Origin of the sequence: Microcoleus sp. Pol12B4, assembly GCF_036701385.1 — a bacterium.
In the GTDB taxonomy this organism is placed as follows: domain Bacteria; phylum Cyanobacteriota; class Cyanobacteriia; order Cyanobacteriales; family Microcoleaceae; genus Microcoleus.
On sequence record NZ_JAUBQR010000214.1, the window covers coordinates 1 to 11,589 of the forward strand.

10 protein-coding genes and 3 pseudogenes are annotated in these 11,589 nt (G+C 45.4%); 5 read left to right on the forward strand and 8 right to left on the reverse strand.

Translation table 11 applies throughout. The features are described from left to right. Positions 1 to 858: 858 nt before the first annotated feature. The gene (locus QUA38_RS23415; protein ID WP_333166092.1) at positions 859 to 1,038 is read right to left on the reverse strand and encodes a hypothetical protein; all 180 of its coding nucleotides are present in this window, start codon (positions 1,036 to 1,038) and stop codon (positions 859 to 861) included. Between the two features lie 313 nt (positions 1,039 to 1,351). On the opposite strand from QUA38_RS23415, the gene QUA38_RS23420 reads away from it, so the two are divergent. Both QUA38_RS23420 and QUA38_RS23425 read left to right on the forward strand, forming a co-directional pair. Further along, the gene (locus QUA38_RS23420; protein WP_333166095.1) at positions 1,352 to 2,392 is read left to right on the forward strand and encodes an IS4 family transposase; all 1,041 of its coding nucleotides are present in this window, start codon (positions 1,352 to 1,354) and stop codon (positions 2,390 to 2,392) included. A 51-nt stretch (positions 2,393 to 2,443) separates the two neighbouring features. After that, positions 2,444 to 2,682 (forward strand): annotated as a pseudogene (locus QUA38_RS23425) (IS630 family transposase); the annotation flags it as partial. Positions 2,683 to 2,880: 198 nt separating this feature from the next. On the opposite strand, the gene QUA38_RS23430 reads toward QUA38_RS23425, so the two are convergent. Both QUA38_RS23430 and QUA38_RS23435 read right to left on the reverse strand, forming a co-directional pair. After that, positions 2,881 to 4,083: a glycosyltransferase family 4 protein gene (locus QUA38_RS23430; protein ID WP_333166098.1), complete on the reverse strand. Its 1,203-nt coding sequence runs from the start codon at positions 4,081 to 4,083 to the stop codon at positions 2,881 to 2,883. A gap of 238 nt (positions 4,084 to 4,321) precedes the next feature. Next, positions 4,322 to 6,643, reverse strand: a complete 2,322-nt coding sequence (locus QUA38_RS23435) for an IMS domain-containing protein (RefSeq protein ID WP_333166100.1) — start codon at positions 6,641 to 6,643, stop codon at positions 4,322 to 4,324. Between the two features lie 449 nt (positions 6,644 to 7,092). Between QUA38_RS23435 and pdhA the strand changes: the two genes are divergently transcribed. The 3 genes from pdhA (at position 7,093) to QUA38_RS23450 (ending at position 8,810) form a co-directional block, all read left to right on the forward strand. Continuing rightward, positions 7,093 to 8,130 carry a pyruvate dehydrogenase (acetyl-transferring) E1 component subunit alpha gene (gene pdhA / locus QUA38_RS23440; protein WP_333166102.1) on the forward strand — a complete coding sequence of 346 codons (1,038 nt, stop codon included), beginning with the start codon at positions 7,093 to 7,095 and terminating at the stop codon, positions 8,128 to 8,130. A 233-nt stretch (positions 8,131 to 8,363) separates the two neighbouring features. After that, complete coding sequence (locus QUA38_RS23445; RefSeq protein WP_333166105.1) at positions 8,364 to 8,624, forward strand: hypothetical protein; 261 nt, start codon at positions 8,364 to 8,366, stop codon at positions 8,622 to 8,624. Positions 8,625 to 8,633: 9 nt separating this feature from the next. Next, positions 8,634 to 8,810, forward strand: coding sequence for a hypothetical protein (locus tag QUA38_RS23450; protein WP_333166108.1), 177 nt, complete (start codon positions 8,634 to 8,636; stop codon positions 8,808 to 8,810). Between the two features lie 105 nt (positions 8,811 to 8,915). On the opposite strand, the pseudogene QUA38_RS29485 reads toward QUA38_RS23450, so the two are convergent. The 5 genes and pseudogenes from QUA38_RS29485 to QUA38_RS29490 all read right to left on the reverse strand — a co-directional run. Further along, positions 8,916 to 9,074: pseudogene (locus tag QUA38_RS29485) on the reverse strand (hypothetical protein); the annotation flags it as partial. 687 nt (positions 9,075 to 9,761) lie between these two features. Then, entirely contained in the window at positions 9,762 to 9,971 is a 210-nt protein-coding gene (locus QUA38_RS23455) for a helix-turn-helix domain-containing protein (protein WP_333166111.1), read from the reverse strand. Positions 9,972 to 9,979: 8 nt separating this feature from the next. After that, on the reverse strand, positions 9,980 to 10,627 hold the full coding sequence (locus QUA38_RS23460) for an IS607 family transposase (protein ID WP_333166113.1): 648 nt from the start codon (positions 10,625 to 10,627) through the stop codon (positions 9,980 to 9,982). Positions 10,628 to 10,691: 64 nt separating this feature from the next. Continuing rightward, positions 10,692 to 11,111: a hypothetical protein gene (locus QUA38_RS23465; protein WP_333166115.1), complete on the reverse strand. Its 420-nt coding sequence runs from the start codon at positions 11,109 to 11,111 to the stop codon at positions 10,692 to 10,694. Continuing rightward, positions 11,111 to 11,254, reverse strand: a pseudogene (locus tag QUA38_RS29490) (hypothetical protein); the annotation flags it as partial. The gene QUA38_RS23465 and the pseudogene QUA38_RS29490, both read right to left, overlap by 1 nt. Between the last annotated feature and the right edge of the window lie 335 nt (positions 11,255 to 11,589).

The window sequence follows — 11,589 nt, forward strand, 5'->3', positions numbered from 1 at the left end:
CCAAACCCGTAGATGCTGCTGAGTTAGTGGCGGTGGTGGCCAGCCTCACCGGACGTACAAGCAGGTGCTAAAACCCAGGTGTTCAAGAACAAATGTTGCGTTTGAGAATAATGTGCTTCTTGTCAGCTTGGGGTGAAGGCTAGAGGAGAAGACAAATCAAGCTTGTGGGTGTTGTCTCCAGCACAAACCTCTGTTAACTTGATTCAGGTAGCAGGTCTAGTGTATTTAGGATAGGAAACACTGTGAGTAGTTGTCGAGTAGAGCCTGCATGAGTGCTAGATTCTCTATTATCAATTCCGGTTGCACCGGAATGAAATACTGACAGAGCATCAAGAGTGCAACGAGAACAAGTCAAACCTAAACGCCTCAAGTTTGAGGCTCATCAAACCTCCTCGCCCGTTGTCTAAACTTTATCCTCAAGCGTCAGACCCAATTGAACGGACACGCTACCCAATTATTTGGCTCTTAGCAACTCGACGAGTTACCGAAGATGTCGCGGATGTCACGGGTTACTGCCGTAACTCTATACATCGCGAACCTTCGCCGCTACAATCAATTAGGTGCTAATAGGTTGAAAGACAAACGTCATCAACATTCGGGTACTCAACCTTTACTCTCTGTTGTGGAACAAGCACAACTTTTGCAAACTTTACGAACTCCAACTGCAGATGGAGGATTATGGAACAGTCGTAAAGTTGCTGAGTGGATCAGTAATTTACGCTTAGCGTCCAGGAGCGCGTACAAAGGGGTTGGGACTACCTACGTTGGTTGGAGTTTCCCTTACGGATACCCAGATCGAAACACGACCTTGCTGACCTTGAAGTCCAAGAAGCTTGTAAAAAAAACTGCGAGGGCAAGCTAAACGAATTCAACATTAGCATCCATTGGCAGCAGTAAAAGTGTGGTGAATGGATGAGCATCGTCTGGGATTAAAGCCAATAATTCGGCGAGTCTGGGTAGGGTATGGGGAGCAGCCCATAGCCAAGGTAAATTGGCGCTATCAATGGCTATGGTGATATGGTTTTGTACACCCGTCAAGGGGAGAAACCTACTTTGGGATTCCGCCAAAAGTTAACATCAAGCTTTTCAACTTAGTTTTAGAAGATTTTGCTAGAGAATTTGGAGTTGGTAAAAATAAATACCTGACGGGGTGACAACCCCGTTAAAACCCATAGCTAACAAAGGTTTGACCGATTTATGGTAAAAAAAGATGGGGTCAATATCGTTAAACAACCCCATCTATAGAAAATGTTACCTCCATTTTACCAAATTTGTTTCCAGAAACAACTGAAACAAGCAGAATACTTAACCCGCTCGTATTTTTATTTTTCTGCTTCAAATCAAGAAACAAGTGAGCATTGAATCCCTGGCAACATTAATGCCTTATCCAATTTTGTTTGAGAGCAGGCGACGAGGGATTCAAAGATTTTTGAAGCTACCTATTCTCAATGTTGAGAATCTGTGGTTTCCCCTGATTAAATACATTTTAAGAACTAAAGTTAACCAGCAAAAAGAGTTGAGAGTTGCCATTGATAGAACGCAGTGGCGGGACAAAAATATCTTTGTCATCAGCCTGATATTTCAGCGGAGAGCATTACCATTATATTGGCAAATCTTACCGAAAAAAGGATGTAGTAATATCCAAGATCAAAAAAGATTGATTGGCCCAATCCTGACCTTGTTAAAGAAATATAAGTTTGTGATAATAGGAGACCGCGAATTTGGGAGTGTCAAACTGGGAAAATGGCTGTGTGATAAGAATGTAAGGTTTGTTTTAAGAATACAAAAGGGGCGATATATTGAACAAGCAGGTAAAGAATATAAGCGATTGAGTGAGTTGGGTTTGATGCCAGGTACTAGCTTTTATTTTAGGGATGTTAAAGTGACGAAGCAAACAGGATTTGGCAAGTTTGATATCGCAGGTTATTGGAAGCGTCGATATCAAGGTCATGTTGAAGATGAAGGTTGGTATCTCCTCACAAATGTAGGAACTTTAAAAGAAGCTGTGGCTACATTTAGATGTCGAAGTGGGATAGAAGCTATGTTCAAAGATTGCAAGACAGGAGGCTATAACCTCGAAAAAAGTCACGCTTGTGACGACTGCTTAAAAACCTTGATTTTATTAATAGCTTTTGCCTATACTTGCGCTATTTTTCAAGGAGACAAAATTAAAAAAATGGGGATGCAAAAATATGTGGGTCGGCTCACAGAAAGTGGGCGAACTGTAGCTCGCCATAGTAGCTTTTGGATTGGATTATCGGGTCAATCCTGGGTATTAGGCATAGAATATTGTCAGGAAATAGTTGTTGAATTAATGAAAATAAGACCTAATAAATTGCCATTTTTTCAGAAGGGTATGAGAGCTATGTCCTTGATTCAGTCTATGTTTTAACGGGGTTGTCACCCCGTCAGAATAAATACATCATCTTAACTAAAGACCTACGCTGGTTGGCATACTAGCGCACAAGTTATAGTTCCAGAGGGTCTAGACTTAGAATTTATGCCCTCTCATTCTCCCGAATTACAACTGTCTCAGAACGTCTGTGTCCTTTAGTTAATGAAGCAATTGTCAATCGGTCATTTCAAAATCTTGATGAATTAGAAGAAGTATTACTTCAACATTGCCAAGTTCTGCTGAAACCATCTTCTTTGATTAAAGGGATTACTTGTTTCCATTGGTAGCCAAAAACCAAAACTATATCATTCCGGTGCAGCCGGAATTGATATTACTTGTTTCCACTGGTGGCCTACAACCAAAGCTATGTCATTCGGGTGCAAGCGGAATTGATATTAAGTGCAGATTCATAGTGAATTGGTATCATTTTTGTAAAAAAAACACTATTCCTGACCGGAAAATACCTAGGGCTTGAAACGTTCAAACTACAAAATTATGGGATCAAAAATAGACTTCTCCTTTCTATTTTTATATCCTCCCATAACCTCAAGCAATCGATCGACTACGTGCCTCCAAGTAAAATTTTCAGCCACAAAAGCCGGGCCCGCAACCCTCGCTTTGGCAGCGATTCCAGGCTGTTCGATCGCCCCTTGCATCAAATCAGTCAAATGTTCCCAATCCGGAGCTAAGATAAATAAGGTTTCCCCGTCACTCACCACAGCCGTAAATTTACTCTCAATCCGCTGTGCAAAGTTTGATAGCGTAAAATCATCTGTAGGGCCGCCCGCAGTGCAAATAACCGGCAAACCGCAAGCTGCCGCTTCCAACACCGGCAGATTAAAACCTTCTGCCAAATAAGGAGAAACATAGGCATTTGCAGCTTGGTAAAACTCTGCTATTTGAGCAAAAGATAGCTGGCTACCAGTATAAATTAATCTCGGTAAAACCCTCGCTCTTTCGGCATAGTTGAGCACAACTCGGCAGGCTTCGGCAATCTCGTCTCTGGACGGATAAAGCACTTCTGAACCTTTTAAAACTAATCTCGCATCTGGATATTTGTCAACTACCGCAGCGAAGGCTTTTAATAAAGGGCGAATACCTTTGCGATCGGTTTGCCCTCCGATGTTTAAAAATATAAAATAGTTTGACCAGCCCAAGCTTTGGCGCAGTGATTCACGCCGATCGCCCGCAGCAGGATAATAAATTTGAGGATCGACTCCCAAAGGTACAACGGCAATGCGAGCAGCCTCAACACCGCTGCGAATTAAGCCAGCTTTTGACCAAGCTGAAGGTGTAATAATTTTCGTTTGTGAGTTAACCGGGGTTTGGGCGATCGACTTAACCCCCATCGCCTGCAATACTGTACTGGTAACAATTCCCCATTCTGTCGCTGCAAATACCCAAGTTTGGCCACTGCTGGATGCCGAGAAGTCCCACGGGCAGTACATTCGCATAGTAACATCCGCTGACTGATTTACCGCAGGGCTCTTAATACTGCGAAGTAAGGTTTCATTTGGGCGATCGAACAAGCTAATTTTCGTCTCCCAAGCTGAGTCTATGTAAGGCATATCTCGGTGGAAAAGCTCAATTTGGCTTCGCGGACGAGCGAGCATTTCCAGCAGTTGAAATTGATTGGCTACGCAATACGAATGATAAATAAAACGCCAACCTTCAACAATAATCTGCAATTCACAACTCCCGCTTTTGGAATTAAAAATTAACCTAATAATCAATACTCCGGACAGTTTTTGAGACAGAGGCTGAAACTCTCATTCTACCGTTAGCATTTGACCTCACTGAGAAGGCTGAAACCCTCATTCTGCCGTTAGTGATTGAAAACTGTCCGCACTATTGAATAATCAAAAATTGGTAATTAGTAATTAGCCAGCAGAAATTACCAATTACCAATTACTAATTACCAATTCCTTACTTAATCACTTGCCAATCCATAATCCGCCACTGTCCCTCTTGACGGATCAAGTCGTAACGCACGCGCAGGTTTTCGTTGCGGGAAGAAACGAGCTGAGAACGATCGAACACTTCGGCTTTTTCCGCGACTTGGGCTTCTACTTGAGCGCGATCGCGATTAGTCGGATTTGTCTTAACTCCATTAACTTGCAGCTTGTGTACATAACGCTGGTGCGCGTTGTTTCGCTGTTGAGCTTCTGCCATCAATTGCCAGCGAGACAAAGCCGGTTCTGTCAGAACTTGCTTTAATTCTTCGACAGCGTGATTGGGGCCCAAAGCCGCTGCTTTCGCCGACAGCCAGCTTTGAACTATTTGTCCGGCTGATTCCTCAGTGATTTCTCCCGACACTGCGCCTGCGGCGCTCGGCTCTGGGGCCGCGGCCAAGGCAGGGATTTCTAGGGGCGGTTCTTCTAGACGGACCAGGGCTTGCTCTCCTTGGAGGGATGGGCCTGATAAAGCTTGCATCGCGCTAGCCAACAGACTGAGTATTAACCACAGGAGTAACAGGCTCAGGACACCTGCGACTAGAAACAAAGCCAGCCTGTTTGGAGGCATGGACTTGACTTGGGCGGTAAGTTCTGCTGCCCTGGTCCGCGCTCGATCGACCAAATCGCCTTTTAGCCCATTGCCGGTTGATCCGCTGCGCCCTGAATGTTGGCGTCTGCGTTGTTTGGAAGTCGAGTCTACGGGGTGTGGCACTGTCGCTATCGGGATAGAGACGGGGGCAACAGCGCTCGGCGCAGCCACCGTTGCCTGGGATTTCGCGCCCGATCCTGCGGTAGAAGCCTCACCTGGTACAGGGGTCAAGGTGACGGTACTGGCTCCCTGCTGGGCTGTGGGTGGCTGTACGGGTATGGCAGCGGGCGATCGGCCTGCTGTCGGTTGCAGTCGCCCTGGGGGCTTGCCGGAGCGGGGCTGCACGACGACCCATTCGTTGGCGGTTTCTGCGTCCTGTGGCAAAGCTTCTAGGTAAGCTTGTACTTTTGGGTCGGCAAAGTATTCTTTCAAGGACACTGACTCGTTGGCCAAGTCGCGGAAGTGGGGAAACACTTCTTCTTGTAGCCAATGTTCGGCGTACAAGCACAGTCCGGGCAACAAGTCGGGTGAATCTTGGGAATGTTCGCGAATGAATGCCAGGGGCTCTTTTTCCGAACTGAGTTCGAGGGATCGGCTGGCTTCTTCTGTTTGGCCCAGCAGCAGGGAACAGACGGCTTTTTCCAGGTGAACGTCTTGGCGGCGACCGAGCTGCATCAGCATCAGCTTGGCCCGACGGATCATCGATGGCTGTCTGGCTGCAAATCCTTGGGCTAACAGGGTGTAGACCGAGAGGTAAGTGGCGACTGCGGAGGGGCGGCCGGCTTCGGCTTCAAATAGCGCCTGCTGCTCGCTGCTGGTTAGGTGTTTACGCATTTGCTGCACGAACCGGAGGAAGTCTTCTATTCCTAAACCAGATCGATCGTCTCCCGATCCGTCGATGCCGCCTCGTTCTTGAAGCATTTCTCGCAGGATTTGCAGTCCCCGACGACGCTCGGCGACTTTTTCTTCGGGGAGGGATAGTAGCTCTAAAATGTTGTACGGACGGAGTTTGTATATGTCGGCTTGCATTTCACCCCTCACGCTTGCAAATAGGCTTTCGCGCAGCAGCAATTCTTGACCTGCTTCTAATGATTTTGCGGCATTTTCGTACTGACCTTGCTGCCACTGTTCGCGGCCGAGTTCTAAACAGGCAAGGCTGACAGTTAAAACTATATCTGGCCGCACGAGCTGAGGGTCGCCGAAACGACCTTCTGCGATCGCGATGCTGCCATTGTTAAGATACGGGCGACCCAGCTTCTGTACGAGTTCGTATTCCCCCAGTTCTTGCAGTACGAGCAGGGCTCCTACGAATTGGTTGTCATCGATTTCAATACTTGGAGTGTGGGGGTCGGGAGCAGCATCTAAAGTCTTGGACTCTGGCGGAGCGGTTTCTCCTGCCTCTTGCAGGAAGGTGGCCGTGCCTGCTGAGGTTTTTGACCTCTGGTGCTTGGCTTCGAGTGCGGCTTCCGACTCTCGATCGTAAGTTTTGGCTAAAAAACTGGCATCGTAAGCTTTGCGCCCCTCTGAGTCTGACAGAACGGCGCAGGCTTCATCGAGCAGTTGTTTGCGGGCGACGATCGCAACTTCAGAATACTCCCTGCGCGGAAGCTGTAAAGTTCGATCGCGGTGAGCCTGCTGCAACTGTTCGGCAGTAGCTTGAATCGGTAGACCCAAAATCCGGTAGTAATCTAGTGGAATTAACACTCGTCCACTTCCCCAAAGCGCTAGCAACTGAATTAGCCTATCTTAAGTGAGATACTCCCGCAAACCCAATCAAAAATTCTGGTGTTGGCTTCCAACCGCTCAATTCACGGTATCTTGGACTTGCCGTAGAGATACTCTGACTTTTTTCCCTCTACAGCGTTTTACAGTGAGGAAAATGCCACGCCCCACTGCCCGTCAGCTAAAGGAGTGGTTTGACTTGCAGAGCATTATTCGGGTTTGAGAGTAATGGAATTATATCATTTGTTGGCATCGGTTTTAGATGGGAGTTGGTTCTCCAAGTCCCGGCAAGCCACTCCGCCTGCCAAACTCATTTTAACAATTGGTGAACTGCTGTACAAAAAAGGTGCGATCGTTTTCTGCTGCGGTTGTGTCCCATCTAGGTTTAAATTTAGATGTCTAGGAAGCCGATCGTCGGGTATTAATTATTTATGGTTCAGGAACGGACTTTACCAGTTTTTGACGCGCAAAGCGTAAACCTTTCTCGGGATGAGGGCTTGATGCTCTACGAGGATATGGTGTTGGGGCGCTCTTTTGAGGACAAGTGTGCTGAGATGTACTACCGGGGCAAAATGTTTGGTTTTGTCCACTTGTACAACGGTCAGGAAGCTGTCTCTACTGGCGTGATTCGATCGATGCGCCGAGATGACACTGATTACGTCAGCAGCACCTACCGCGATCACGTTCACGCTTTGAGCGCGGGCGTCCCGGCGCGGGAGGTAATGGCGGAGTTGTTCGGGAAGGAAACTGGGTGTTCGAAGGGCCGCGGCGGTTCGATGCACATGTTTTCGGCCGAACACCGACTGTTGGGAGGTTATGCTTTTGTGGCTGAGGGGATTCCTGTAGCTACGGGGGCGGCTTTTCAATCGAAGTACCGCCGCGAAGCTTTGGGGGATGAGAGTTCTGATGGTGTAACTGCTTGTTTTTTTGGCGATGGTGCTGCAAATAACGGGCAGTTTTTTGAGTGTTTGAATATGGCGGCTTTGTGGAAGTTGCCGATTATTTATGTTGTGGAAAACAACAAATGGGCGATCGGGATGGCCCACGAGCGAGCTACTTCTGACCCGCTGATTTACAAGAAAGCTCATGCTTTTGGCATGGCTGGCGTCGAGGTTGACGGGATGGATGTTTTGGCGGTGCGGGAAGTGGCGAAGGAAGCTATAGCGCGGGCGCGCGCCGGCGAAGGGCCGACTCTGATCGAGGCTTTGACTTATCGCTTTCGCGGGCATTCTTTGGCCGATCCTGATGAGTTGCGTTCTAAGGAAGAGAAGGAATATTGGTTCCCTCGCGATCCGATTAAGAAGTTGGCTGCTGATTTGATCGATCGAACTTTGGCAACTGCTGAACAATTGAAAGAGATCGATAATAAAATTGAAGCAGTAATTGATGATGCAGTCGATTTTGCGGAGAAAAGCGCTGAGCCAGATCCTAGCGAATTGTATCGGTTTATCTATGCAGAAGATGAGTAAGCAGTTGTGCATTTAACTTGTATGTTTAGGGCGGGCACGATTCCCACCCCACAAGAGTGATAGCTCCCCGTAGGGACACAGGCTAAAGCCTGTGTCCCTACGGCACTTCCTAAACCTGGAATACCCTGTAAGACTTACGTAAAAACTCTAGTTGTAGTGTATGCACTGCGAACCTTAGTACCATAAATTGTGGCCAGGCTCAAAGCTAGACTTTATAGACGAAAAGAGGCGATATGATAAATCTCGATCGCAATCTAACTCAAGCCAGCAAAAATATGGGTGCAGTTCGAGTCAAAGTCAAGTTAACAAATGCCATTGATGAAGATTTAGTCAAGAGAGGATTGCTCAATCCAAATCTGTTGCGCGTGTACGAAGCAGAAGCACTCATAGATACTGGTGCAGTACGCACAGCTATTCCTGTAGAAGTCTGCGAACACTTGGACGTAAGAATTAGGAGTCACGAAATAGCAAAATATGCTGATGGCAGGCAATAAACAGTGGGGTTGACTGGACCTGTTATTATTGAAATAGAAGGGCGCGAAACGATGGATGCGGGAATGGTTTTAGGCGATATGGTGGTGCTAATCGGTCAAACGGTGTTAGAAACTTTAGATTTGCTAGTATATTGCAAAAATCAGTGTCTAATTCCAAATCCCGAAAGACCTGTATTGAGAGTTTAAGATTAAATCCAGATTAAATACGTCCTTTATTTGTAATGTTCGAGTGCCTATAGGGATGATGCCAGCATTTGTAATCAGCACAAATTCAACGATTTACGGAAGATTTTAGTCGTATACCCATTCTTGATACTCATTTTTATTCAGTTGCGACGGCTTCATAATTGTACGTAGTAATATATGTTTTTTATTGTCACACTTCGAGGAAGTTTTAGAACTAAGAAACCATTTATCCACTCGCACTAAAGTTGCTCCAGACATTTTACATTTATAGTCAAGTTAACGCTTTAATTCGTATGTAAAACTATAGGTCCGATATTGATCCAGCCAGCTTCTGATTGGCCATCATGCCTTTGACGTTTAAGTTTTTAATTTTAATTAGCTTGAAATTTTTAGCCAAATAAGTTTTTAGGTTGTGAAGATAAAAGAATAGAAGACCAGCTATTTGTGCGTAAATTGGGCTAGTTTTATTGTAAGTTTTGGGAACCTTTTACCTGTTTTGGTGCTTAGCGCTGTAAAGTAGTAAGCTTGGCTTTCGCACTGGCTATCAACGGTTTTGTTGCATCAAAAACTTACTTATTTGACAGTGCGGTCGCGTATTTAATATCTACGTCAACTCCTACAACTGCTTCAAATGGCTGAACTGGTAAACGTTCCGCGTCAAAAGAGAAGGATAGTTTCCCAGTGACTTCCCTCTTTTGATATCGTGAAAGTTTGAGACACAAAACTACATTTAAGTGCCTCGTAAACTCGAAACTTTCCCAAGGTGATAATCTTAATTGTGCTGCCAGGACTTAGCAGAACTTGGGCGCTAAATGAGTCAAACGTAAAAGACTGACCATTCCGGCGACTAGCCAATTTTGGATAACCTGCTTTCCCGGAACGATATCGACTAAACGCATCTTTCAAGTGAATTAAAGCATTTTGATAAACTCGACTAGATAACTGGTTAATCTAAACGAATTTAGGTGGTTTCTTGAGGTGGTTGCTGAGAACTTTTTTGACTTCGTTGAGTACCTTTGAGTCTGAAAGCTTCCCCTCGCTATACATTTGGGTTCGCAAGCTTAATCCAAAATTAAATACTACGTCCCGAAATCCTACGTGTTTTGCCATCAAGGTCGCTTCATTGTTATTTAATTTTAGCGATCGTTTGGCGCCAAACATAGTTAAACTTATTTGGATATTTTTACTTGATCAAGTATAGAGGAATCCGAACAAGGGTCTACACCCTCTACAATATTCTTAACTTTTGCTTTATATTTCCGCAGTCCGTAGAGGCGGGAAGAAAAACAGTGGATTATTGAAAGCAAGTCTTGAGTCAATTCTTCATGCGGTGAAAGGCTTTCGGCGTTGGCGACGATAATCGTCCCGCCATTCCACTGTAGAATTTGCTCGACAAGTTCAAAACCAAATCGGCACAGCCTATCTTGATGAGCCACGTACAGCACCCTGACTTCGCCTAGTATCGCCCATTGTAGGATTTGCAGGAATTTGGGACGTTTGAAATTGAGTCCACCCCCAATCTCCTGAATGGAGTCTGTGATAGCAACTCCTTGCGCCAAGCAGAATTGTTCCATAGCTTGTGTCTGACGAAGTAAGTCTTGTTTTTGTCCAGGGGACGAGACGCGACAATATACGATCGCCCGATTGGGTGGCGTTTTACCGATTTTTAGGTTTCGGACTATATTTAGGTGACTTTCTGAATAAACACGCTGGTTGCCCAGTGTCCTCTCAGGGATTAATTTGCCTTCTTTTTCCCAGCGTCGTAACGTAGAGCTTGAGACTCCCACTAATTTTGCGAATTCTGCCACTTTCCACATAGAACTTTCTCTCGGCGAATAACTATGGATAAGTTTAGCAACTTATTGGGCACTTAAGTCTTGCTCAAATACCATAGTAAACCTTAATCATAAGGACGATCGCATCGGGTGAGCGGCATCCCCTAGTAAGGTGATTTTCTCTATCCTCCCATTGGGATACTGGTTCTCGATCAAAGACGCCAGTTTCCAGGATGGTGGTAGGATTCAGTTGCTCGAATAACCCTTTCAACAAAAGAAGTCCATTGGTCACAAACTTGCAGAACCATCTAAAAGTAGTTGCCTGTGGAATATAATAATCAAGCTGAAGATCGAGAGGTTGTAAAAATTCCCTGAGCTTGTCAGAACCAAGCTTATATTTAAATAATTGTGCTTGAACCCTTACCATGTCACTCGGCTTCCCAAGTCCTAACTTATTTTTCTTATCTGCTATTCCTTGATTGAGAGAAGCATAAACGCCACATAATTCGGCGCGAAATAAACACACTAAAACCCCGAATAGACACTCTCATTTACAAGTTTGTTAAATATTTCTATCCCAGGAACTTTAGTCCATAAACCATTCTCGGCTGAAGCTTTTACGCTAGAGATTTCGGATAATTCCACTGAATTACTTATTGATTTGGCAACTAGATTTCTGACCTAACTAGCAAAGAAATCTCCCTTGAAGTTGTCATTACTGACAAATGGATATTTCCATTTGTTTTCAATTGACTCTGTAAGCGCCTGAATCAATAATTAATGTTGCCTCTTTAATTTAGTTATCGTCCCTCACCAACAGCTTTCAAATATTAACCGTGGCTATAACCGTTAACGATACCGCAACTGCGGCATAACATTCCATACAAGGTGTTAATAGCAGCAAACAACCACAAGATTAGCCGATCGCCCATCCTGTATATTGCCCCAAGTACAGCGCCACTGCTAACCCACAAATCTCCCTTGCAGAAAGTAGCACAAACGTG